Here is a 24,393-nt window from a genome sequence, read left to right on the forward strand (position 1 = left end):
GAATGCGTATGGGGAATAGCTACTGCGTGAAGGCGCGGCGTCGCCGTTTCAAGCAAAAACTGAACAAGGCACTGACTGGCCTTGCATTTGGGAAATCTTACGATATATCTTAAGACCGTTACTTAAGACTGTTACTTAAGACATATCGGAGTCATCCCATGCGATTTCGTCATCTGTTTGATCGTCATCACCCCCACCACCATCACCCAGCTTGCGACGCCTGGGCCCGCGAGGCCATGGGCATCGGCCGCGGGCGCGGCTTCGGCCGTGGCTTCGGCCGCGGCTTCGGCGACGACGAGGGCCCGGGCGGCCGCGACGGCATGGGTGGTCGTTTCCGCGGCGGCCGCGTGTTCGGCCACGGCGACCTCAAGCTGATCCTGCTGGCGCTGATCGCCGAGCAGCCTCGCCACGGCTACGAACTGATCCGCACCATCGAGGAGATGTTCGACGGCGCCTACGCACCCAGCCCGGGCGCGGTCTACCCCACGCTCACCCTGCTCGAGGAAATGGGCCATGCCAGCGTGGAAAGCGCCGACGGCAAGAAGCTTTACGCCGTGACCGACGAGGGCAAGGCCTTCCTCGCCGCCAACAAGGAGGCCGTCGATGCAGTGATGTCGCGCATGCAACATACGGCGCAGATGTTCGCGCGGGCCGCAGCGCCCATGGCCTTGCGCGAAGCGATGCATAGCCTAAAGCGTGCGCTGTTCATGCATGGCGGACCCTGGAATGCCGCCGAAGTGAAGCGCGTGCTGGGCATCATCCGAAAAGCCGCCGACGACATCGCACAAGGCAACAAGGATGCCTGAGCCGCACCGGCCGCCGCCGACTAGCGGCGGCGATCTCGCCGCGAAGCCAGGCGGTCGGCCAGACGTGTCGGCTCCGGCAATCGATACTTCGTACAGCACGCCAGCACCAGCTCCGGCGCGGCCTGCATGCTTACCCGGTGCCCAGGCGAGATAATCAGCGGCCGTACCTTGTCCTTGCTACGAAGTACGCAGCCGATGACCTCGTCCTGGTAGTGCAGCGGTACGCGGTCGCCCCGCAGCATGCCGACGTCCTGATGGACACCGACCAGGATCGACTTTGCCACGCCGATGGTCGGCAAATCCGTCACCACGCCCAGATGTGAGGCGATGCCAAGACGACGTGGATGCGCGATGCCTTGGCCGTCGACGAAGACCAGGTCGGGGGTTGCGGGCAGTTGTTCCAGGGCCTCCAACAAGGCGGGTAGCTCGCGGAACGAAAGCAGGCCCGGGATATACGGCATGCGCGTGGGCAGCCGTGCAATCACTTCCGCCAAAGGCGCCAGGGTCACTGCATCGAGCAGTACGGCAGCGGCGCGTGTCACTGCGCCCTCTTCCTCGAAGCCGACATCGACACCGGCGATGAGTCGTAACGGCGGACGATCGTCGACGAGTCGCAGCTTCGCGGCGAGCTCGGTCTGCAAAGCGCGGGCCTTGGCCACGCTTCCGTCCCAGGCGGGTACGGCGTCGGTCGGTAAGGCGTGCTTCATGGCGATAACGTGAATAAGGGACGCCGAAGCTGTCGTCAAGGCATCCATTCATGTTCACGCATTGACCCATCCTTGGCGCGCCGGGATCATGCCGGCATGCCTATCCTGCTTCGCTTCCTGCTGGTCCTGCTCCTCGCCACCGGTGGCGTCGCCCCCGCATGGGCCCAGGACGCCCAGAATACCGCCCAGATCCCGCAGGCCGCGGCGGTCAATCCCGATCAGCTCAGCACCCAGCTTGACCAGATCAAGCAGGGCCTGACTGACCGCACCAAGGTAACGGACAGCCTGCTGACCGATGCCCGTACCAAGGCTTCAGCGATCCAGCAGCAGGCGGACCAGCTGACGGCCAGCCTTACTCCTCAGCGGGACACGCTTCAGGCCAAGCTCGACGTGCTGGGCAAGCCACCGGAGAAAGGTGAGCCGGCTGAAACACCCGAAGTCGCCAGCCAGCGCAAGCAACTCAACAAGGACAAGGCTGACCTGGTCGGCCAGATCACCCGCGCAAAGTCCCTTAGCCTGGAAAGCCAGCAGCTGATCAACCAGATCGCGGCACTGCGCCGCGACCTGTTCCAGGCGCAGATCAGCCAGCGCACGGCCTCGCCGCTGAGCATGGCGTTCTGGTCCCAACTGGGTGAGAACCTGGCCGATGATCGCGCCAATTTGGCGGCACTCGGCACGACTTTGATCGGCGCGTTTGCGCAAGCCTGGCAGCCGTCCAACCGCACCCCGTTCATGCTCTGCCTGTTGGCTGCCGTGCTGCTGTTGGCGGCCGGCCGACGCCTGCTCGAGCACCAGATCCTCGATCTGGCCAGCAAGCATCTGCCCGCCGGGCATCTTCGCCGCAGCGCCATGGCCCTGCTGATCACCCTGGGCACGACGCTCACCTACGGGATTGCCGCGTGGCTGGTCTATCTGGCGGTGAACTGGAATGGCGTCTTCAACCAGGACCTGGACGATCTCGCACGTCCCACCGTCTACCTGATGTTCTTCGCTGCCACCTTGGCCGGGCTGGGCCGGGCCTTGCTCAGCGTAAGGCGCCCCTCGTGGCGCTTGCCGCCCGTCTCGGACGATCTGGCCCGCCGCCTGTGGCCTTTCCCGACGCTGCTTGCCTACAGCACCCTGCTGCTGTTCGTGTTTGAACGCATCAACAACAATATCGGCGCCAGCGTCGCGATGGCGGTGGCCTCCAATGCGTTCTTCGCCCTCCTCATCGGCGTGCTGTTCACCGCCGCGCTGATCCGCATGGGACGCGCTCGACGTGCCCTGATCGCTGGCGGAGACATGCCGGCCAAGCGACCGTTGTGGGTCGGCCTGCTGGTGGCGGCAGCCTTCGTGGGTACCTTGCTGATCTTCATCAGCGTGGCCTTCGGCTATATCGCCCTGGCGTTTTTCGTGGCGCGCCAGATGATACGCGCCGGCTTTGTCATCGCCGCGCTCTATCTGTTGATGCACCTGATCAACGATCTATGCGAAACGCTGCTCGCGCCTGATTCGCGCAGCGGCACGCGCATGCAGGATACGTTTGGCATTTCCCCGCCACGATTGGAGCAAAGTGCCACCATCTTGTCGGGTGTGGCCCGGGCGTTTCTGCTGTTGCTGGCGCTGCCGGTCCTACTCGCGCCGGATAGCTTGGGCGTGTCCGACCTGGTGGATCGTGGCTCGCGCCTGTTTGCCGGCCGCACGCTGGGCTCGCTGCCGATCGATCCCGGCAATATCTTCAACGCGCTGATGGTGTTGCTGACCGGCGCCATCATCGTTCGCATCATCAAGCGCTGGCTGAGCAAGCAACTGCTGCCCAAGACCTCGCTCGACGTCGGCATGCAGACGTCCATCGTCACGTTGCTGGGCTATGTCGGCGGCATCCTGGTCTTCGTGCTGATGCTGGGCGCGCTGCAAGTGAACGTGCAGAGTATTGCCTGGGTGGCCAGCGCCCTGTCCGTCGGTATCGGTTTTGGCCTGCAGGCCATCGTGCAGAATTTCATCTCCGGCCTGATCCTGCTGGCCGAGCGTCCGGTCAAGGTCGGCGACTGGATCAGCATCACCGGCGTGGAAGGCGATGTCCGTCGCATCAATGTGCGCGCCACCGAAATCCAGCTCTCCGATCGTTCCACCATGATCGTGCCCAACTCGCAGCTGATTACGCAGAATGTACGCAACGTGACCCTGGCCAATGCCCTCGGCCGGGTGCAGATACGCTTGCCGATGCCGATGAGCTCGGATCCCGCCAAGGTGCGACAGATCATCCTGGACATCCTGCGCAATCACCCGGCCACGCTGAATGCGCCCTCGCCCAGCGTGCAGCTGGACAACGTCGACGGTGGTTCGATGATGTTTGTCTGCACCGCCTACGTCAGCAGCCCGCGCAACGCCAGCGACGTGAAGAGCGACGTGCTGTTCGAAATCATCGATCGCCTGCACAAGGCCAATCAGCCGTTGACCACACCGCAGGACATGGTGGTGCGCACCATGGCGCAGGAAAAGGCCGTGGAGGCTAATCCGCCGACCACGGTGATACCCGGCAACAAGACCTGACAGCGCCAGCCCATCGGCCTAAACTCCGGCTATCGCCAGGAGTCTGCCGATGGGACATCACGTAGTCGCACCCGCGCCGCCACTCGATGCCCTCATCTCCCGCTTGTGGGATTGGGAGATGCCACCGGCCGCGCATCACTACGAGCGCGTGCTGCCGACGCCCGGCGCGGCGCTGATCATCAATCTCCACGAAAACGAAACTCGTGTGTACTCCGATGACACGGAGCGTCGCTGCGCGCGTGCGCCTGCCGCCGTCATCGGCGGTCCCTGCCTGCGCAGTCAGATCATCGACACCGCGGAACAGGTCCACGTGATGGGGGTGGTTTTTCACCCCGGTGGAGCGCATGCGCTGACCGGCGAGGACCATGCCGCCCTGGTCGAGCGCGATATCGGCCTCGAGGATATTTTCGGCAGCTGTGCGCACCAGCTACGCGAGCGCCTGCTCAACACGGCTGACGCCAGGTCGCGGCTTGGCATACTCGAGCAGTGGCTGGCGGCACGCGTGAAACTGCCGCAGCTGGCACCGGAGGTGCTTCATGCCCTCGATGAAATCGCCCGTCAACCGCAAGTGGCCCGCATTGGCCCGCTGGTTCGCGACATCGGCCTTTCCGACTATCGCTTCGGGCGCCTGTTTCGCCGACAGGTGGGCATGGGGCCCAAGCGCTACGCCCGACTGGTGCGCTTTCGCGGCGTGATCGACGCGGTGTATCGCCGCTCCTCGGTGGACTGGACTGCCGTGGCGCTCGACGGCGGCTATGGTGATCAGGCACATCTGGTGCACGAGTTCCGCGATTTTTCAGGGATGACGCCGACGGCCTTCATGGCGGCGCGGGGGCCATATCCGAACCATGTGCCGTTGGAGTGAGGTGACCTCGGCATGCCGTATTCGGCAAGATAGCGGCGAGGCTGTCTTCCTTGCGGCGATCATCACCCGCGCGGCGTCACACGCACCCGGAAGCCCACTTATTCCTCACCGTCATCCCCGCGAAAGCGGGGATCCAGTGACTTTGCTCTTTATCCGGTGTTCTCGCGACCTGGGACGTCCGCTTACGATGGCGCTAGAGCAAAAGCGAAAGGCGCTGGATGACTCGCTACGCTCGCCCCTTGGGGGCCGCCCTACGGGCGTTCGGCGCGCTTCGCGCTTGTCCCGCTTTCGCGGGGATGACGGTGAGGGGATATCAATCTCACTGTGGGCTTGCAGGGAAAACAGTTAGGGGGCAACTGGAACCCCGCCCGGCACCCAAGCAAGCCACCCTCGACGCCCCACTAAGAAAATCGACAAGACACCCCCATCCATCGGGATAAGCTCAGGCATGTCCACCCCAAGGAGCTCAAACCATGGCCACCCAAGCTAGCCACGGCAGTACCATCATCCCCTGCCTCCGCTACCGCGACGCCCATGCCGCCATCGACTGGCTATGCAAGGCCTTTGGCTTCGAGAAGCACGCGGTCTACGACGATGACGACGGTGGCGTGGCGCATGCGCAACTCGTCTACGGCGCCGGCATGCTGATGCTTGGGTCGGTGCGCGAGAATGAGTTCGGACGGAATTTCGTGCAGCCCGATCAGGTAGGCGGCAGCGAGACGCAATGCCCCTGCGTGATCGTGCGCGACTGCAAGGCGCACTACGAGCAGGCAAAGGCGGCGGGTGCGGTGATCATCGACGAATATGCCGAGAAGGACTACGGCGGCGCCGGATATAGCTGCCGTGATCCGGAAGGCCACCTGTGGTGGTTCGGCAGTTACGACCCGTGGGCTGAAGCGTGACGATGCAGGCACGGCGAGCCACGCACGTATGCGACCCGCCTATTCGAGAGTGAGCCGTCCAGCCCGTGGCATCACGCGCTTCGGCTCGCCTCTTGCGCCGTCATGCTGGCTCGCTCGCCGTGCAACTTGCCCCATTCCGCCAGCGCATCGAGCGCCGGGCGCAACGTGCTACCCAACAGGGTGAGCGTGTAACCGGGTGGAAAATCGCTGCCGGTATGGTTGCGCATCACCATGCCGTCGCGCTGCAGGCGCGTGAGTTGCTGGCTCAGCACTTTATGCGCGATGCCTGGCAAGGCCGCCTGCAATTCGCTGAAACGTTTCGCGCCGGAGGCAAGCTGCCACAGGATGGCAGGCTTCCATTTGCCCATGATGGCCTGCAGGGCCAGTTCGACGGGGCAGCTATAGAACGTGGTTTCCATCTGGGACATAAGGTGGCTCCTCTCCAGAGTCCGTCCAGCTAATCCTCAAGTCTTGCGGGTTACCGCCCGGTGCGTATCGCGCGATCGACTGTTGCGCCATGATCGGGCCGCCTCCCCCAACTCCGTTCCATGGAGCAGGACATGATCGTCGAATACATTCGTTACAAATTGCCTGCAGCCGACAGCGGGGCGTTCGAGGCTGATTATGCACGTGCCGCCGCCAGCCTGGCGGCCAGCCCGTATTGCCTGGGCTACGCCCTGGAGCGCTGTGCGGAGGAGCCGGGCGTCTACGTGTTGCGCATTCGTTGGACGTCCGCGCAAGACCATCTCCAGGGCTTTCGCCGCGGCGAGCATTTCGCCCCCTTTCTTGCGGCCATCCGCGCCTACGTCCCCCGGATCGAGGAAATGCGCCACTACGAACCCACCGCAGTCACGGGTGGCCGCGCCGACTGACCGGCCCCAACCGGCGTCTATGCAGGAAGTCATGCTGGGAGTCCTGCGACCGGTCACTTAAAGTCGACGGCTGCAACACCACGGTCATTTTCCAACCAGCCCGGGCCGGTCGTGGCAACGACCAGCCCGTCCGGAGGTTTCATGCGCATTCGCCGTACCCTGCTCGCCGTCACTGCCTTGGCCACCGCCCTCGCGGCCGGCCTCGCCCTGGCCCAGACCGCACCGCTGACGCCGGATATTCCGCAGGGTACGTTTGCCGCCTCGACGGCGGGCTTCGACTACGTCAAGCGCGAAGTGATGATCCCGATGCGCGATGGCGTGAAGCTGCATACCGTCATCGTGATCCCCAAGGGCGCCAGGAACGCCCCCATCCTGCTGACGCGCACGCCCTACAACGCCGACGGCCGCGCCGCGCGCCTCGAGTCGCCGCATATGAACGCCGAGCTGCCGCAGGGCGATGAAGTGTTCGTGCGCGGCGGCTATATCCGCGTGTTCCAGGATGTGCGCGGCAAGTACGGTTCCGAAGGCGACTACGTGATGACGCGCCCGTTGCGCGGTCCGTTGAACTCCAGCGAGGTCGACCACTCCACCGACGCCTACGACACCATCGACTGGCTGGTGAAGAACCTGCCCGAATCGAATGGCAAGGTCGGCATGCTGGGCTCCTCCTACGAGGGCTTTACCGTCGTGATGGCCTTGATCCACCCGCATCCCGCGCTGAAGGTGGCCGCGCCAGAAAGCCCGATGGTGGACGGCTGGATGGGTGACGACTGGTTCCATTACGGCGCCTATCGCCAGACCAACTTTGACTACATCTACGGCCAGACGAAGCAGAAGGGCAAGGGCGACAGCGTGCCGCGCGCAGGCTACGACGACTACAGCAACTTCCTCGCAGCCGGCTCGGCGGGCGACTATGCGCGCGCCCACGGTTTCGAGCAGCTGCCGTTCTGGCGCAAGCTCGACGAGCACCCGGCCTACGATGCGTTCTGGCAGAATCAGGCGCTGGACAAGATCATGGCCGAGCAGCCGCTGACCGTTCCCACCATGTGGCTGCAAGGCCTGTGGGACCAGGAGGACATGTGGGGCGCCATCCACAGCTACGAGGCGACCGAGTCCAAGGACAAGAACAACGACAAGAACTTCCTGGTGATGGGCCCGTGGCGCCACAGCCAGGTGAACTACGACGGCACCGCGCTGGGCCCGCTGCAGTGGGAAGGCGATACCTCTCTGCAGTTCCGGCGCGATGTACTCAAGCCGTTCTTCGACCAGTACCTGGTCGACGGTGCGCCGAAGGCGAACACGCCGCCGGTGCTGATCTACAACACCGGCGAAAACCGCTGGGATCGCTACAAGTCCTGGCCGCTCAGCTGCGACAAGGGCTGCCCGAACAAGCCGAAGTCGCTGTACCTGGGCGCCGGCGGCACCTTGTCCTTCACCGCGCCCGGCAGCGATGCAGCCAAGTACGAGGAGTACGTCTCCGATCCGGCCAAGCCGGTGCCGTACCAGCTGCGCCCGGTGCACTTCGCCGATCACGATGCGTGGACGCGCTGGCTGGTCAACGACCAGCGTTTCGTCGATGGCCGTCCTGACGTGATCACCTTTGTCAGCGAGCCGCTGACCGCGCCGATGCATATCGGCGGCGCGCCGCAGGTGAACCTGTATGCCTCCACCAGCGGCAGCGACAGCGACTGGGTGGTGAAGCTGATCGACGTGTATCCGGACACGGTACCGTCGAAGCCGGAAATGGGCGGCTACGAACTGGCGGTGTCGATGGATATCTTCCGTGGCCGCTACCGCACCAGCTTCGAGCACCCGCAGGCGATCACGCCGGACCAGCCGCTGCTGTACACGTTCGGCCTGCCGACCACCAACCACGTGTTCCAGCCGGGCCACCGCATCATGGTGCAGGTGCAGTCCAGTCTGTTCCCGTTGTACGACCGCAATCCGCAGACCTTCGTGCCGAACATCTTCCAGGCCAAGCCCACGGATTATCAGAAGGCCACCCAGCGCGTGTGGCACACGCCGGGCAACGCCAGCTTCATCAGCCTGCCGGTGGTACCGAACAGCTAAACAGACAGCAGCGCGCGATACGCGCGACGGGCCGGCAGCGATGCCGGCCCGTCTTTGTTTCGCTGCCAATCAGCTGCGTCAATGGGGCACTTGCAAGTAATTATACACACGATTAATTTATCCGCATGAGCACCGAAAAGCCACGCTCCTCAAAGCGTCGCGCGCCTCCGCGCGCACCGGGTCGTCCGACCCTCGACAGCCCCGACCTGCGTCCCCACCTGATCGACGCCGCGCTGGCCTGCTTTGTCCGCGACGGCATTGCCGGCACCTCGCTGCGCGGCATTGCCGCCGATGCGGGCGTGACACCAGCCCTGCTCAATTACTACTTCGGCAGCAAGCTGGCCCTGCGCGATGCCGTGTTCGAAGAACGCCTGATGCCGGCGGTGCTCACCTTGCGAGGCCACGTTGCCAGTGCAGGCGACGATATCCAGGCCTTGGTGGGCAGCTTCGTGCGTGGCGTGCTCGGCCTGGTCGCCAGCCATCCCTGGTTTCCCGCGCTATGGGTGCGCGAAGTGCTGTGCGAAGGCGGTGCGCTGCGCGAATTGCTGCTGTCCCGCATCGGCCCCGAACTGCCGCAGATGCTCGCAGCGCGCTTCGCCGAGGCCCAGCGACGCGGCCAGCTCAATGCAAATCTCGATCCACGCCTGATGGTGGTGTCGCTGATCGGCCTCACCTTGTTTCCCGCCGCCAGTGCGCCGATCTGGCGGCAGCTGTTCCAGGCTGATCTGGGTGTTGATGCCATGGCCAATCACGCCCTGGCCTTGCTCGGCCACGGACTGGATACCACGCATGAAAGCTGATCGTTCCTCTGCTCTGCGAAACAAGCCACGGCCCTTCCTGCTATCGGCCATGCTCCTGCTGACGGCCTGCCAGCCTGCGCCACCCCACGTGCTGGGCACCATCGAGTTCGACCGCATCACCCTGCCCGCGCCGGCCGCCGAGCACATCGTGCAGATCGACGTGCGCGAGGGTCAGTTCGTGCCTGCCGGCAAGCGCATCATGCAACTGGAAACCACGCGTACACGCGCGGCGCTGGACTCGGCCCAGGCTGACCTGCGACAGCAGCAACAGGCGCTGCTCGAACTTGAAAACGGCCCGCGCCAGGAACAGATCCGCCAGGCGCGCGCCACCCTGGTCGGCGCACAGGCCCAGGCACGCGACGCGAACGCTTATTACCAGCGACTGTCTGCGCTGGCTAGGCAGCAGTTCGTGTCTGCCGCCGATCTCGACCGCGCCCGCGCTTCCGCCGGCAATGCCGATGCCGCGGTCGGCGCCGATCGCGCCGCGCTCGATCAGTTGCTCAACGGTTCGCGCGCGGAAGACATCGCGCAAGCGCGCGCCCTGGTCGCCTCCGCGCAAGCCACCGCCAACTCGCGCGCCGTCGACCTGGAGAAACTGGACCTGATCACCCCGCGCGACGTGCGCGTGGACAGCTTGCCGTACAAGCTCGGTGACCAGGCCCAGCCGGGCACGCCGCTGGTGATCCTGCTGGCCAGCGACACGCCTTATGCTCGCGTCTACGTGCCAGCGTCGCTGCGACCTTCGGTAAAGGTGGGCGATGCCGCCGTGGTCACCTTGCAGGACGGCAAGCATAGCTATCGTGGCAGCGTGCGCATGATTCGCAGCGAGCCCACGTTTACGCCGTACTACGCGCTCAGCGGCGACGACGCCACCCGGCTGAGCTATCTGGCGGAAATCGCGCTGGGACAGGATGCCAAGGAGCTGCCCCAGGGTTTCCCCGTGTCGGCGGTGTTCTCCGGGAAGCAGGGGCCATGACTGATACGGCCATCCATGCGCACGGCTTGACCAAACGCTTCGGCCAGCTGGTCGCCGTCAACGCGGTGAACCTGGATGTGCCGCGCGCCTGCGTGTATGGCTTTCTTGGCCCGAACGGCTCGGGCAAGTCCACCACCATCCGCATGCTGTGCGGCCTGCTGACACCCAGCGAGGGCGAGATCGACGTGCTCGGCCTGCGCATTCCGCAGCAGGCGGAACAGCTCAAGCGGCGCATTGGTTACATGACGCAGAAATTCTCGCTGTTCGACGATTTGTCGGTGCGCCAGAACCTGGAGTTCCTCGCCACCGTGCAGGGGCTGCCGCGCCAGCAGGGCAAGGCGCGCGTGGATGACCTGCTCAGGCGTTATCGCCTGGACGATCGCACCGAACAGCTCGCCGGTACGCTCAGCGGCGGACAGAAGCAGCGCCTGGCGCTGGCCGGCGCCATCGTGCACAAGCCGGAGCTGCTGCTGCTCGACGAGCCGACCAGTGCGGTCGATCCCGAGTCGCGCCGCGATTTCTGGGAGAAACTGTTCGAGCTCGCCGACGATGGCACCACCATCCTCGTCTCCACCCACTACATGGATGAAGCCGAGCGCTGCCATCGCCTGGCCATCCTCGACAACGGCAACCTGGTCGCCGATGGTACGCCGAAGGAGCTCACCGCCAAGCTGCAGGGACGCACGTTCCTGATCCGCGCCGACGCGCCACGCAAGGTGAAGGAGGCACTGGAGGACCAGCCGGACGTGCTGAGCGTGGCACAGATCGGCAATGAACTGCGCGTGCTGCTGCGCCACAGCGATGAACATGTCGATGCCTTCAAGCAACGGCTGCAACGCATCGGCCTGCCGTTCGACGTGGAAAGCGTCACGCCGAGCCTGGAAGACGTGTTCGTCGCCGCCACACGCAGACACGAGGAGCAAGCCGCGTGAACCTGCGTCGCCTGTGGGCCATCATGCTCAAGGAGCTGCGCCAGCTGCGGCGGGACCGCATCACGCTGGCGATGATCATGGGCATACCGATCCTGCAGCTGATCCTGTTCGGCTACGCCATCAATCTGAATCTGCGTCACCTGCCCGCCGCCGTCGCCGATCAGGCGCAGACCGCCGGTTCGCGGGCCGCCATCCAGGACCTTCTGGCCAGCGGCGTCATCGAACTGCATGCCACGGCGCAGAGTCCGCAACAGCTGGTCGACCTGCTGCGCGAAGGCCGCATCACCGTCGGCATCGCGGTGCCACCGGACTTCGAGCGCCGCAAACTGGACGGCCGTGAGGCGATCCAGGTGATGGTGGATGGCAGCGACAACGTGGTGCAGGCGGCCGCAGGACAACTGGCGCAATACCCGCTCAACCAGCCGGACAACTTCCACGCACGGGTCGAGACGCCGATCAGCGTGGTCAGCTTCTACAACCCCGAGCGGCGCTCACCGGTGAACATCGTGCCGGGACTGGTGGGCGTGATCCTCACCATGACGATGGTGCTGTTCACTGCCGTCGCCATCGTGCGGGAAAGCGAGCGCGGCAATATGGAGCTGCTGATCACCACGCCGGTCAGCCGCACCGAGCTGATGATCGGCAAGGTGCTGCCGTATGCGGTGATCGGACTGCTGCAGACCAGCATCGTGTTGCTGCTTGGCGTGTGGCTGTTCCGCGTGCCGATACGCGGCAGCCTGTGGGACGTCTATCTGGCCGCCAGCCTGCTGATCCTGGCCAACCTGTCGCTGGGCCTGCTGATTTCCACGCGGGCGAAGTCGCAGTTCCAGGCCATGCAGATGACGTTCTTCGTGTTCCTGCCGTCGATCCTGCTGTCCGGCTTCATGTTTCCCTATGCCGGCATGCCGCCGCCGGCGCAATGGATTGCCGAGCTGCTGCCGCTGACCCATTTCATGCGCCTGATCCGCGGCATCATGCTGCGTGGCGCCGCGCTCGGCGACCTGTGGCCGGACAGCCTCGCGCTCGCTGTTTTTATCGCGGTCATGCTGACGCTGGCCATCCGCCTGTTCCATAAGCGGCTGGACTGAGCGTCCCGTTCAAAGTCTCGATAACGGTCACGAGACTTTGAACAAGCGCCAGCCGCGAGCACCGATGCCACTACGGCGCGGGTCCCTTTACCGCGGTCACGAAAGCCTCCGGGCGGACATGCTTGGCATACGCCTGTTGTACATCGGGCGCGGTGAGTTCCAGATAATATTTCGCCGCCACGATGCCCTGGTCCAGGGGCTGGCCCCGTTCGGCATAGGTCAGCAGCTGATTAGCGATGCTGCCGAAGCTTGACTCGCTGAGCGGCACGCGCCGCAACAGGATGCCCTTGGCGCGCAGCAGATCGGCGTCGGCCACCGGCTCGCTTTGCATTTGCTTGAGATCCTTGAGTACCAGCGCGCGAGCACCTTCCACCTTGCCCGGATCGGCGCCGAACGAAACCGTGTAACGCCCGCGGTGCTTGTCCAGTTCGAATTCCGAATCGACGGTGTAAACCAGGCCGGAGGTATCGCGCAGATCCCGATAAAGCCGCGACGCATAGAAGCCGCCGCCGAGTACTTCGTTGCCGAGGTTCAAGGCATAGCGCGCCGGGTCGTCACGGGTGACATCGATGACCTGGGCCATGCGCACGCTGTCCTGCACCGAACTTGCGTCCGGCGTATGCAGCTGGACGGCCTTGTTGGCCGGTACCGCGGGATAGTCCACATCCGGCTTGGGGCCATTGGCCTTCCATCCACCAAAAGCCTGTTCGACGACGGCCCTCGCCTGTGCCGGATCGACCTTGCCGACGATGACGAGGGTGGTCATGTCGGGGCGGAACACCTTGGCGTAATAGTCCTTGACGTTGTCGTAGGTCAGGCCCATCACGCTTTGTGGCGTGGCGTGCCGCAATTGCGGATCGCTCGCCGGCAGCAGCGCCTTGTACAGACCCAGCTCATCCAGGAACTCGGGAGACTGCACTTCGCCGGCCCAGATGCCGGCCTGTTGGTGCTGCATCAGCGCGAACGCCTGCTTCGGCAAGGCCGGATGCAATTCATTGTCGGCCAGCAGCTTGATGCCTTCCGCGAAATGCTCGGCGGGAACGGCCAGGGAGAAACTGGCACCCGCCGTCTCCTGGGCACTGATGGCATCGAGTGCCTGCTGGAACTGCATGCGATCGAGACGGCTGCTGCCGAACTGGAACATGCCGTCCAGCACTTCGCTCACGCCATCCTGCCCCTTGAGTGACTGCAGATCGGGGTTCGTCTGCACGCTACCCATCACCTCCACCGTATCGCTCACCGACTCCGGCTGCACGATCAGCTTCAGGCCGTTGGGCAAGGTGTAGGCCACCGGATGCAGCATCGTGCTCGGCAGGTCGAGCTTGGCGAAAGCCTGTTCCGCCCAGGTCGGCAATTGCACTGGCTTGTCCGGGCTGCTGGCGAAACTCTCCGCGCCCCCAAAGCCCTTGCCCTCGCCCGGCGTGCCGGATTTTTGCGGTGTAAGAATCGCGGTGATCGCATGCGCCGGATCGAAGCTCGCCTTGGCCAGTGCATTCACCGCGTCGGGCGTGACGGACTCGATCGCCTGCTTCATCGCGTCGGGCGAATCCAGCCCCTGCTCGACCAGTGCAGTGGACCAGGCACCCGCCAATCCCTCGACGGAATTCTTCTTGGTCTCCAGCTCCGCAATCGCCTTGCGCTTGGCCGCCTCCACCAGGGAAGGATCAAGGCCCTTGCTTGCGGCCTGCGCAAGAATCGCTTGCATGCGCTGCAGCACCGGCTGCGGATCGGAACCTGCCGGGAACACGCCCACGGCCAGACCGATGCCTGCCTCAGGCAAGGCTTCCTGTTCGAATCCACCAAACAAGGCCTTGCCTTCCATGCCCATGCCGTACAAATCGGCGCGCTGCGAGCCCAGCGCGCCTGCCATCACCAGGGCGGTGGCGTAGTCCTTGGACTGTGCACCGGGCAGGCGATAGGTGATGTAGACCGAGCCATAGGGACTGTCCGTCGGCAAGCGCAGCGTTTTCGCCTGCACGGAGCTGAAGTGAAACGTCGGTCGCGCCGGCAGGTCCCTGCGCGGCACGTCGCCGAACTGGGCCTTGACCTTGGCGAGCGTGGCCTGCGGGTCCACGTCGCCCACGATCACCAGGATCGCGTTGTTCGGCGTGTACCAGCTGTCGTGGAACTGCTTCAGCATCGCCGCCGAGGTCTTGTCGAACGAGTCGCGCGTACCCAGCGGCGAATGCGCATAAGGCGTGCCGGCAAACATCTGGCCAAGCATCTGGCTGTAGAACTTGAAATCAGGGCTGGAGAGGTCGCGTGAGACTTCCTGCTCGATCGCACCACGCTCCTTGGCCCACTCCGCCTGGGATACATCGAGGCCGCGCATGCGCAGCGCTTCGACATGCAGGGCGACATCCAGATCCTGGGCCGGCGTCACAAAGTAGTACTGCGTGGAGGCTTGCGTCGTCTGTGCATTGAACGCACCGCCCATATTGGCGGCGATGGCGGCCAGCTGGTCCTTGGACAGACCCGGACCACCGCGGAACATCATGTGTTCGACGGCATGGGCCGTACCCGGGAACTCGGCCGGCACTTCATCCGAACCGGCCAGGTAGTTCACCTCGGTCGTCACCACCGGCGCCAGCGCATCACGCACCACCACGACGCGCAAACCGTTGTCGAGTGTGGCACGGGCCACCGGTGCATCGTCCGCCTTGGCGGCGGTACCCGCCAGGACGCACGCAATCGCCGCGGCCAGATACTTCAACTGCTTTCTCACGAACCTCTCCAACGCCAACCAGGGGGGACTGATGCAAAGAGGGCCGACATAAGCCGGCCCTCCAGACTCTGACAACGGATTTTGCCGAATTACTTCAGCTGCAGGCCTTGCCGTGGTCGGCGTGGAAGCCCTTGGCCTTGGCGTCGGCTTCGCTCATGTAGGCACCGGCCTTGGTCTTGCCGTACCACTTGTCGCCCGGGCAGTGATACACCTTGCTGCTGGAGTTGACCCAGACCATGCCTGGGCCGCCACCCGGCGCTGCCGCCGTAGCGGGTGCCGGCGAAGGTGCCTTGGTGTTGGGCGCGGTGGAGTGCGGCGTCGTGCTGGGCGCCGCGGCAGCCGCTGGAGCGGCGGCAGGAGCAGCAGCGGCAGGCGCCGCCGTGCTGGCAGCACCAAACCATTCCTTCACGCCCTGGTGGCCGGAGCAGGCACCCTTCTTCGTCTCGTGGGTCGTAAACGTGCCGTCCTTGCACTGTCCAGTCGACCCTGGCGGTGCCGAGGCCTGCTGTGCATAAACGGCTGGACCCGCAAGAAGACCCGCGATCAATACAGCGATCAAACCGTAAGATTTCATCCTCGATCCCTCCAGCGCAAATTCGTCTGTTCCATAGGGAAGTGACCGTGCATGACGGTCACGCATCCCCTCCTCGCATCCCCCGCCGATGGAGGTCCGCGTCATCCACCGGATGACACTCCCCAGGCGCGAAGACGCGCGCAGCACCGACCATGCATCAAGCACGCAGCGCGTCGTGACCGTGCCTCAAGCCATGTTTAGGTCCCGTGAGGTCGCGTCGCAATAACTTGCACATCAGCCTGCTCGCCAACGCACCGTCTTCAGCTGATGGCCGCATGCACGTCACGGCCAGCCTGGAGTCCCTGCGGCTGGACCGCATCGCTTCGATGAAGCGATGCGATCCACTCATCCTCGGTAGCCGACTCAGTGGCTGAGCATGATGTCGGCAATGATGCCGGTGGTGACGGCCACGAGCAGGAACTCACCATTGTCGCTGCGCACCCATTGGTAGCCACGAGGCGGTTCGCGCAGGTGATATTCGTGCCAGTTGTCCACGACGTAACGATGGTCACGGTACTCCGGCGGCACCGCGCCGCCCTTGCGGTACCAACCCTCGTGCATGCCACGGTCATGCTCCACGACACTTCGGTGCTCGTCATGGCCGTAGGCATGATCATGATGTTCGTCTTCCTGGAACGGCCCCGCGGTAGCGGCTGTAGAGGCCACGAGTGCACCAAGGAACAGGGCTAGCATGGTCTTCTTCATCAAGCGTTCTCCATCGGGAAAGAAAGTCGACGGCCACCCGGCAAGGTGGCCGTTTCGACGCTCTCATGATGTGAGCCGCAACGGTGCACGATCCATGAATGCGATCGCAGGAAGTGATCAAAAGCGGCGCGAAAAATCCTGCGTTGAACCTGCGTTTGGTTTTGCGCATTTTTCGCAAAAAGGGGCTTACCACCGCGTGGCAAGCCCCTTTCCTGCGCAACCCTTGCAGGCATCAACTGGCTATCCAGCAGCTCCCGCCATGCCGCCACCGGAGCGCTTGCGAAACTACGGGGCCGCGCGCTTCAGCGTCGATTGCGGACGCGCCACCACGTACATCTCCCAGGCGATTTGCTTGAGTAGCGCCGTACGGTCGCTGCCATCGGCGTACAGGTCGAAGTGCGTCTTGTTCGGCAGGAAACGGATGTCCGACTGCGCGTGCAGGCCATCGAGTACATCCTTCAGGCGATGCGCCGACCCGTCAAGATAAAACGTATCGGCGGTGCCCACGATCAGGTGGATCTTGCCATCCAGGTCGGGCTTCAGTTCCGGCCATTGCGTCTGCAGGCGATGCGCGATGTCGTAGTGCTCCTGCCAGTAGGCAAGCACCTTGGCGTCCACGGCACCGGTATCGCGATCGAACATGGGTTGTGGACGGCCATCCGCGCCGCGCGGCGAGAACACCCAGTCGAAGGAGGCCATCTGCCCGCCGTAGCTGCCGAGTACGCGTTCCATCTCGGCATACTGTTCAAAGGTGGCCAGCACCTTGCCTTTGTCACGGATCAGCGGATAGGCCGAACCATCGGCCCGGCGATAGACATTGGCGCCCGGCGCATACAGATCCACCCCGGTGAAGTCATGGAAGTCGCTGGGATCGGGCGAGGTGGACCAGGTGCCACCGAACACCTTGGGATAGCGCGTCTGCAACCACAACGTGGCCCAGCCGCCGGATGAGTGGCCATTGAGGAAGCGGCCGCTTGCCTTGCCGTCCATGCGGTACGTCGACTCGAGGTGCGGAATCAGCTCCTCGGTCAGTGCCTGACCCCAGGGGCCGTTATTCACCGAATCGGCGAACTCATGCGTGCCCGTGGGGCTCGACTCGTCGAGATACACCCAGATCATCGGCGGCATTTCGCCCTTGGACATCGCCAGCCAGGTGCTGGCGATGCCATTCGCAAAATGTCCCAGGCCGCCGCCGAAACCGTGGGTCAGGTAAACCACCGGATAAGTATCGGCACTCTTGGCGTCATAGCCTGGCGGCAACAACACGAAGCCACGCATAGGCACCGGCCGTCCCCAGAACGCCGACAAGGCCGGGCTGACGAAATCGATGTCCTGGGTGTGCTTGCGTGCTTCCGGCAAGGCATCGCGCACGGCCTGGGTCGCGGACGCAGGCAATGACCAGAGGTCATGCACCGGCAAGGTGGAGGTCAGTTGCAGCGTCGGGATCGACGCGGCGGGCAGATGCACTTTCACCACGTCACTGACGAGGTCGCCACCATCCCGGCCGGTGTAGTTGTAGCTGTGATCGACATCGAGCACCGCCTGCACGTAGTAATCGCCTGGCGGCAATTTGGCGAAGGACGCGGGAAAAGCCCGGGCTGCGGTATCGACATCCGCGCCCTGCCCTGGCTCCAACCGGCTGACCTCGCGCGCCGCGACGCTCACCTGGTCGGGATCCAGCTGGTCAATGTCCACCTGGGCGACCTTGCCATCTTTGCTCGATGCCTCCGCGGTCTTCGCATCCTCCGCGAACACCAGCAGGCGCCCTGCCTTGGCGCCGTCCGCCGTCGCTGCGAGTTCCACATGGAAGGCGTGGGCCGTCGGTTGCGCGTGCTCGCGTGAACATCCCGCGAGGGTCAGGCCGAAGCACAGCAAGACGGCAAGGTTGAGTCGGTACGTCCGCATGACATTCTCCGTGGATGGCTTTGAGGTGGCGCGGAAACGAACAGGATGATGGTGCGTGGCCCGGCAGGTGCCGGGCTCACGCGGTCCAGGCTTGCTGATCAGACCAAGATCATGGTGACTTCATCGCCTTGGCATCCGTGACGGGCACCAGCCGCAGATCCTGGAAGTCGAAGCTGAAATCGGTCAGCGGCGAGACCGGCTGCATGCGCACCTCGCGCACCTTGCCGTCGGCATCGAGCGTATAGCTGACGAAGGCGTCGGCGTTCAAGGAACGGTCGTCCCAGCGCACGATGAACGTATCGTGCTGCCAGGGCTCCATCGTGCCCACCAGCTGCGCCGTCCTGGAGAAACGCAGGCGCAACTTGCCGCCTTCCTTGCTCACCACGATGTCGCCATACCAGGGATCGCGATAGGTGCCGGCGTAGTTGGCCAGCGGCAACGACGGCTTGCTGCCCGGGTCGCGCGCGGCCTGGTGCTGCTTCCAGCTGTCGTCGGCATTGCCCTCGGACTTCTTTACCGAAGCGGCATAGGCCGCCACCCAGTCCTTCTTGTCCTTGCCCAGGTACGCATCGAGCACGCGATAAGTCACCGCGTTGAAGGCCGCAGCGGATTCCTGGTTGGTCAACACCACGACGCCGAGTTTCAGTTCGGGCACCAGGGTGACGCGCGACACCATGCCGGGCCAGCCACCGGTATGCCATACCAGCCGCTGCCCGCGGTAGTCGGACAGGAACCAGCCTTCGCCATAACCGGCGAAATTCGGCCGGGACTCGTTGAGCTCCGGCACCGGCGGCTGGCTGATCTTCATCGGCGTGAGCATGGACCACATCTGCTTCTGGCTGTCTTCCGAGAACAGCCGCTGGCCGTTGGGCAACATCCCTCCGGCGAGCTGTACGTTCATCCACTTGGCCAGGTCGTGCACGCTGGCGTAGATGCCGCCGGCACCGGGGTTGTTCGTCCAGGCCATTGGCGGCACCGGCTTCAGTTCGGTGAAGTTGAACTTGGCGTGGCCCATGGCCACGTTCATGCCGGGCTTCAGATAGGTCATGTCGATCAGTGCTTCATCCATGCCCACCGGCTTGAAGATGCGCTCGCGGATGAAGTCGGCATAACGCTGGCCCGACGCTTGTTCGATCACCAGGGTGGCCACGGCGAACAGGATGTTGTCGTAGGCATAGGTGCTGCGGAAGCTGGTCGCCAGCGGCACGTGGCGCAGTCGCTCCACCACTTCCCTGGTGGAGTAGGACGTCGACGGCCAGTACAGCAGATCGCCCGCACCCAGGCCCAGGCCGCTGCGATGCGCCAACAGGTCGCGGACGCGCATTTCGCGCGTCACGTACGGGTCGGACATCTGGAACCATGGCAGATGGTCGATCACCCGATCGTCCATGTTGAGCTTGCCTTCCTCGGCCAGCATCTGCAGGGCCGCCGCCGTGAACGCCTTGGTGTTCGAGGCGATCGCAAACAGCGTGCGCGCATCCACTGCTTCCGGCTTGCCCAGTTCGCGCACGCCGAAACCCTGTTCAAGCACGACCTGCCCGTCCTTGACGATGGCTACGGCGATGCCGGGCACGTCGAATTGCTTGCGGGCGCTGTCCACATAAGCGCCAAAATCCTGCAACTGTGCCGGCAAAGCCGGCTGGATCGTGCTGACCAGCGGAGCGGCCGGTGTCGCTGCAGGCACTGCGGTCTGCGCCCAGATCGGCGCGGCCAACACCAGCAGTGCAAGGCAACCCGCCAGGCGCGGGGACCGGATTCGCTGGAACATTTTCGACTCCATGGGCGGTAATGCACGCACTATCGCCGCAAAACCACGGCCAGGCCAGCACTGAAAGTCACGCCTGCCTGCCCTCGACGGCTCTGCCCGCGGCGTGGATCATGTGCGGTCAACCTGAGGACCTCTATGGACCAACTGATCGAATGGATTGCCACGCACGCCCTGCTGCTGTGGGCCGGTCTGCTGCTGGTGGCCGTGCTGGTAGGCGATGTGGCGTGGCGCTGGAATTTTCGCCAACGCGAGGCCGCCATCGCCGTTGGCCGCTCGCCGGTCGCCATCCGCGCACGCAGCGCGGCCATGTTGTTCATGGCAATGATGCTGCTGTTTGTCGCCATTGCGATCGCCATTGGCGCAGAGGCACAGGGTCTGCTGCCCGGATTCGATGCCGCACTCGCCTTGGATCTGCGCGCGCACTTGCCGCCTACCACGCTGCAAATCATCGCCGCGATCACGCATCTTGGCGACCTATGGACGGTGGCAGCGGCTTCCGTGGTCGTGCTGGCGGCTCTGCTGCTGCGCCGACACCCGGCCCTGGCCACCAGCTGGGCCATCGCGGTGGCGGGCATCGTGCCGATCAACAGCGGCATCAAGGCCTGGTTCCAACGGCCACGACCGGTGCATGGCTATTTGACGGAGGCTGGCTGGAGCTTCCCCAGCGGCCACGCGTTTGGCGCCATGGTGTTCTACGGCATGCTCGCCTACGTGCTGCTGCGTTTAACGCCATTGCGCTGGCATCGTGCCGTGGTCGCTGGCGCCATCGCGATGGTGACGATCATTGGCGTCAGCCGCATCCTGCTGCAGGTGCACTATCTCAGCGATGTACTCGGTGGCTATGCGAGCGGCTTGGCGTGGCTGGTGGTGTGTATTGGTGGGGCGGAGTATTGGAGGCAGCGAAGCGCTGCTTGAGTGCTGCGCCCGATTCGATCGTCCCAGTGAAGACGGCTATCCCTCACCGTCGTCACCTTCCTCACCGTCATCCTTGTCCTCATCTTCATCCTTGTCCTCACCGTCATCCCCGCGAAAGCGGGGATCCAGTGCCTTTTGCCTTTGATCTAACGTTCCGTCGATAGACGAGCCCGCCCAAGGGAACGTCAGGAAAGAGCGAGAGGCACTGGATCCCCGCTTTCGCGGGGATGACGGTGAGGGAGATTGTGCGACGTGCTCCGCTTACGAGCGCTCGCGCCTACTCCGACGGATACAACTTCGCCAGCAGCAAACGCTTCGTCGCCTCGTCGGGTGCCCCCAGCCAAGTCAAATCGTCATTCGCCTGATCATTGCTGTCGACATCGTCCGCCACCCCCGGCTTGCGCCGCGCAAACACCCCGGACATCGCGTGCGTGCTCTCCTCAAAAAGCAGCAGGATGCGCTCGGACGGACAGTCGTGTGGTTTGCAGGCCGCGACCAGCCACTGCGTGCGGCCGTTGAGGGCAACGCGCTGGGCGGGGGTGGAGGTGCCACCTTGGCGGGGCCAGTCGGGCAGTTGTTCCGCGCCTGCCAACGCCGCGAACGCCGTGCCGAAATCGCGGCGCTGCAATAGATCGTGCAGATACATCGGCCCATCCGGGATGGCCGGTTCCGCCGCCACGGCCGCCGGAGCGGGTCCGGCGCTGGCGACGGGAGGCGGCGCACCCTGCCCCTGAGGCGCCGAGCAGGCTGCGCAGGCGACGGCTAGCCCAACAACGATGAAACGATGGCGCATGAGAATCTCCTTGCCTTGCGGTGGCGCGCCGCGCGAACGCAGGAGGCATGGCGATGCGGATGTCCCCACACCGCCACACACATTCGATCAGCCCAGCTTGCGCGCTGCAGCGACGACGTCCGCCTCACCCGGCAACACCAGCAGCGCGGCGCCAGCGAGCGGCGTGTAGGTGTCCTCACCGACCACGCGCTGCAACGGCGTAGCGCCGCTGCCGCCTTCCACGATGGCCGTGATGACGCCCTCGCCCACGCCGGCGCTGCGTCGGCCTTCGTCCAGCACGATGATGCGCTTGGCCGACTTTGCCTGCTCGGCTATGAAGGCATTGTTCAACGGCGCCAGCCAGCGCAGGTCGACCACGCGCACCTGCCAACCCAGCTCGGCTTCGATGCTGCGCGCGGCGCGCAGCGCCATCGGCACGCCGTTGCCGAACGTGAACACCACCAGGTCATTGGCCTGTTCGTGATACACGCGACCTTCGCTCAGGGTCATGGCCTGACCCGGTGCGGGATAGTCGAACTGCCACTGGCCATCGCCGGCCTCGTACAGATCCTTGGTCATGTACAACGCGATGGGTTCCAGGAACGCGCAGACGCGCCCGTCGACCTTGGCCAGGGCCATCATCGTGCGCAGCATGTTCGCGGCATCGTCGCCGCGGCTGGCACAACCCACCACCAGCCCGGGAATATCGCGCAAGGCGGCAATCGAGTTGTCGTTGTGGAAATGTCCGCCGAAGCCCTTCTGGTAGCCCAGGCTGGCCACGCGCATCACGATCGGGTTGCGGTACTGGTCGTTGGAGAAGAACTGCAGCGACGCCGCCTCGCCGCGGATCTGGTCGCAGGCGTTGTGGAAATACGCCAGGTACTGGATCTCGGGAATCGGCAGCATGCCCATGTTGGCATAGCCCTGGGCGAGACCGAGAATGATCGTCTCGTCGAGCAAGGTGTTGAACACGCGGCTGTTCTTGAACGCCTTGTGCAAGCCCTTGGTGACGGTATACACGCCGCCCTTTTGCGCCACGTCCTCGCCGAACAACAGCGATTCCGGGTACTTCGCCATCATGTCGTGCAGCGCCTGGCCGATCTGGATGGCCAGGTGACGGGGCGGCTGCTTCTCGGGAACTTTGTCATCACCGCCAAAGGCGGCGACGCGACGCTCCTGGTAATCCGTGCGCTCAGCCTCTGCCTTTACTTCGGCCGGTGTATACGGCGCCAGCGGCTTCATCACATCGGCCAACGAGGTCAGGCGCGGGCGACGATCGGCGTCTTCGGCCGCGGCGAAACAACGCTTGCGCGTGGCCTCGTACAAGGCGAGCAGCGATTCCTTCGTGTACAGGCCCGAAGAGAGTGCGATCTCGGCCGAACGCAGCAACGGATCGCTGGCTTCCACGGCGAACAATTCCTCGACGCTGCGCCATTCGATCTCGAAATCGGTGCCGGCGTGACCCATCACGCGTGTGGTCCTCAAATGCAGGAAGGTCGGGCGGCGCGTATGGCGGCAATGTTCGACCGCCTGTTGCACCTGGGCGTAGCCCTCGGCCAGATCGAGGCCATCGGCAAAGAAATAATCCAGATCGGCGCGATGGCGGAAGTTGTTCGCCACCCAGCCGGTCGGCGTCTTCACCGAGATCCCGATGCCGTTGTCCTCGCACACATACAGCACCGGCGCGGGCAGTTTCTGATAGGCCGTCCACGCGGCAGCGTTGAACGCCGTCTGCGCGGTGGCGTGGTTGGACGACGCATCGCCGAACGAGCAGATCGCGATGCTGTCGTCGGGAATCGGCAGCTTGTGGCCGATGCGACGCGCCTGCTCGATGGCGATGGCGGTACCCAAGGCCTTGGGCAGATGCGACGCAATGGTCGAGGTCTGCGGCAGCACCCACAATGGCTTGCTGCCCCATACCTTGTGGCGACCGCCCGAAGCCGGGTCTTCCTTGCTCGCCGCGAACGACAGCGCGGAATCCATCACTGGATCCATGCCGGGCAGCTTGCGAAAGCGCTCGGCCATGAAGCCGCCGGAGCGGTAATGCAGGAAGGCCGGATCGGTGTGGCGGGTCAGCCGCGCCACCATCGCATTGCCTTCATGGCCGCTGGAGCCGATCGTGTAGAACACCTTGTTTTGCACGCGCAGCACGCGCGCCATCAGGTCGAGGTGGCGGCTGATCAGCTGCGATTCGAGCAACTCACGAAAGCCCTTCGCATCGAGCGCGCTGCCCGGCAACACCGGTGAATGATCGCCCTGCGGCGCATGCACGTCGCCCTGCCACAGCTGCACGAATTCGTTGAAATTCTGATCGACGATCTCGGCGCGGTTGAAACCCTTGTGGCGGGCCGAGATGGGGTACGGAATGGCGGTCATGATGGCAGCTTGTCTCGTTGACGATCAGCCGCGAAAGGCGGCAAGCGGGCAATTATCGGCTTGGGCGTGACGCACGCGCCAGTATGGGGCGCGGTGCGGTTCA

At 64.4% G+C, this 24,393-nt stretch carries 20 protein-coding genes; 11 read left to right on the forward strand and 9 right to left on the reverse strand.

Features of this window, described 5'->3' with window-relative positions:
- The first annotated feature begins 158 nt into the window (after positions 1 to 158).
- The gene (locus OUZ49_RS09750) at positions 159 to 806 is read left to right on the forward strand and encodes a PadR family transcriptional regulator (RefSeq protein ID WP_266150186.1); all 648 of its coding nucleotides are present in this window, start codon (positions 159 to 161) and stop codon (positions 804 to 806) included.
- A gap of 20 nt (positions 807 to 826) precedes the next feature.
- Here the strand turns inward: OUZ49_RS09750 and nfi are convergent, their stop codons facing one another.
- Positions 827 to 1,513 (reverse strand): deoxyribonuclease V, encoded by a 687-nt coding sequence (nfi, locus tag OUZ49_RS09755; RefSeq protein WP_266150187.1) that lies wholly within the window; start codon positions 1,511 to 1,513, stop codon positions 827 to 829.
- Positions 1,514 to 1,609: 96 nt separating this feature from the next.
- Here nfi and OUZ49_RS09760 point away from each other — a divergent pair, with 96 nt between their 5' ends.
- The 3 genes from OUZ49_RS09760 (at position 1,610) to OUZ49_RS09770 (ending at position 5,812) form a co-directional block, all read left to right on the forward strand.
- On the forward strand, positions 1,610 to 4,045 hold the full coding sequence (locus tag OUZ49_RS09760; RefSeq protein ID WP_266150188.1) for a DUF3772 domain-containing protein: 2,436 nt from the start codon (positions 1,610 to 1,612) through the stop codon (positions 4,043 to 4,045).
- Between the two features lie 49 nt (positions 4,046 to 4,094).
- The gene (locus OUZ49_RS09765) at positions 4,095 to 4,910 is read left to right on the forward strand and encodes a helix-turn-helix domain-containing protein (RefSeq protein WP_266150189.1); all 816 of its coding nucleotides are present in this window, start codon (positions 4,095 to 4,097) and stop codon (positions 4,908 to 4,910) included.
- Positions 4,911 to 5,383: 473 nt separating this feature from the next.
- Entirely contained in the window at positions 5,384 to 5,812 is a 429-nt protein-coding gene (locus tag OUZ49_RS09770) for a VOC family protein (RefSeq protein ID WP_266150190.1), read from the forward strand.
- 71 nt (positions 5,813 to 5,883) lie between these two features.
- Here OUZ49_RS09770 and OUZ49_RS09775 read toward each other — a convergent pair whose 3' ends face one another.
- Entirely contained in the window at positions 5,884 to 6,240 is a 357-nt protein-coding gene (locus tag OUZ49_RS09775; protein WP_266150191.1) for a winged helix-turn-helix transcriptional regulator, read from the reverse strand.
- A gap of 132 nt (positions 6,241 to 6,372) precedes the next feature.
- Here OUZ49_RS09775 and OUZ49_RS09780 point away from each other — a divergent pair, with 132 nt between their 5' ends.
- From OUZ49_RS09780 to OUZ49_RS09805, 6 genes are all read left to right on the forward strand, one after another.
- Positions 6,373 to 6,684, forward strand: a complete 312-nt coding sequence (locus OUZ49_RS09780; RefSeq protein WP_266150192.1) for a putative quinol monooxygenase — start codon at positions 6,373 to 6,375, stop codon at positions 6,682 to 6,684.
- A 141-nt stretch (positions 6,685 to 6,825) separates the two neighbouring features.
- The gene (locus OUZ49_RS09785; protein WP_266150193.1) at positions 6,826 to 8,754 is read left to right on the forward strand and encodes a CocE/NonD family hydrolase; all 1,929 of its coding nucleotides are present in this window, start codon (positions 6,826 to 6,828) and stop codon (positions 8,752 to 8,754) included.
- Between the two features lie 125 nt (positions 8,755 to 8,879).
- A complete protein-coding gene (locus OUZ49_RS09790; protein WP_266150194.1) occupies positions 8,880 to 9,554 on the forward strand; it encodes a TetR/AcrR family transcriptional regulator in 675 nt (224 codons plus the stop codon).
- Positions 9,544 to 10,530 carry an HlyD family secretion protein gene (locus OUZ49_RS09795; RefSeq protein ID WP_266150195.1) on the forward strand — a complete coding sequence of 329 codons (987 nt, stop codon included), beginning with the start codon at positions 9,544 to 9,546 and terminating at the stop codon, positions 10,528 to 10,530. The genes OUZ49_RS09790 and OUZ49_RS09795 overlap by 11 nt, the downstream gene beginning before the upstream one ends.
- Positions 10,531 to 10,541: 11 nt before the next feature.
- Positions 10,542 to 11,462 (forward strand): ABC transporter ATP-binding protein, encoded by a 921-nt coding sequence (locus tag OUZ49_RS09800; RefSeq protein WP_266150429.1) that lies wholly within the window; start codon positions 10,542 to 10,544, stop codon positions 11,460 to 11,462.
- Positions 11,459 to 12,550: an ABC transporter permease gene (locus tag OUZ49_RS09805; protein ID WP_266150196.1), complete on the forward strand. Its 1,092-nt coding sequence runs from the start codon at positions 11,459 to 11,461 to the stop codon at positions 12,548 to 12,550. Before OUZ49_RS09800 ends, OUZ49_RS09805 begins: the two co-directional genes overlap by 4 nt.
- Before the next feature lie 70 nt (positions 12,551 to 12,620).
- On the opposite strand, the gene OUZ49_RS09810 is transcribed toward OUZ49_RS09805, so the two are convergent.
- The 5 genes from OUZ49_RS09810 to OUZ49_RS09830 all read right to left on the reverse strand — a co-directional run bounded on the left by OUZ49_RS09810 (position 12,621) and on the right by OUZ49_RS09830 (position 20,227).
- Positions 12,621 to 15,275, reverse strand: a complete 2,655-nt coding sequence (locus OUZ49_RS09810; RefSeq protein WP_266150197.1) for a M16 family metallopeptidase — start codon at positions 15,273 to 15,275, stop codon at positions 12,621 to 12,623.
- A gap of 94 nt (positions 15,276 to 15,369) precedes the next feature.
- Positions 15,370 to 15,849 (reverse strand): DUF3761 domain-containing protein, encoded by a 480-nt coding sequence (locus OUZ49_RS09815; RefSeq protein WP_266150198.1) that lies wholly within the window; start codon positions 15,847 to 15,849, stop codon positions 15,370 to 15,372.
- Positions 15,850 to 16,212: 363 nt separating this feature from the next.
- The gene (locus OUZ49_RS09820; RefSeq protein WP_266150199.1) at positions 16,213 to 16,554 is read right to left on the reverse strand and encodes an RcnB family protein; all 342 of its coding nucleotides are present in this window, start codon (positions 16,552 to 16,554) and stop codon (positions 16,213 to 16,215) included.
- 285 nt (positions 16,555 to 16,839) lie between these two features.
- Positions 16,840 to 18,459: an alpha/beta hydrolase-fold protein gene (locus tag OUZ49_RS09825; protein ID WP_266150200.1), complete on the reverse strand. Its 1,620-nt coding sequence runs from the start codon at positions 18,457 to 18,459 to the stop codon at positions 16,840 to 16,842.
- A 109-nt stretch (positions 18,460 to 18,568) separates the two neighbouring features.
- On the reverse strand, positions 18,569 to 20,227 hold the full coding sequence (locus OUZ49_RS09830; RefSeq protein ID WP_266150201.1) for a serine hydrolase: 1,659 nt from the start codon (positions 20,225 to 20,227) through the stop codon (positions 18,569 to 18,571).
- A gap of 135 nt (positions 20,228 to 20,362) precedes the next feature.
- On the opposite strand from OUZ49_RS09830, the gene OUZ49_RS09835 reads away from it, so the two are divergent.
- Positions 20,363 to 21,142: a phosphatase PAP2 family protein gene (locus OUZ49_RS09835; protein WP_266150202.1), complete on the forward strand. Its 780-nt coding sequence runs from the start codon at positions 20,363 to 20,365 to the stop codon at positions 21,140 to 21,142.
- 277 nt (positions 21,143 to 21,419) lie between these two features.
- Here the strand turns inward: OUZ49_RS09835 and OUZ49_RS09840 are convergent, their stop codons facing one another.
- Both OUZ49_RS09840 and OUZ49_RS09845 read right to left on the reverse strand, forming a co-directional pair.
- Positions 21,420 to 21,788, reverse strand: coding sequence for an Ivy family c-type lysozyme inhibitor (locus OUZ49_RS09840; RefSeq protein ID WP_266150203.1), 369 nt, complete (start codon positions 21,786 to 21,788; stop codon positions 21,420 to 21,422).
- A 234-nt stretch (positions 21,789 to 22,022) separates the two neighbouring features.
- Positions 22,023 to 24,290: a thiamine pyrophosphate-dependent enzyme gene (locus tag OUZ49_RS09845; protein ID WP_266150204.1), complete on the reverse strand. Its 2,268-nt coding sequence runs from the start codon at positions 24,288 to 24,290 to the stop codon at positions 22,023 to 22,025.
- Between the last annotated feature and the right edge of the window lie 103 nt (positions 24,291 to 24,393).

It is taken from the genome of Dyella halodurans (assembly GCF_026283925.1).
Classification (GTDB): Bacteria; Pseudomonadota; Gammaproteobacteria; order Xanthomonadales; family Rhodanobacteraceae; genus Dyella; species Dyella halodurans.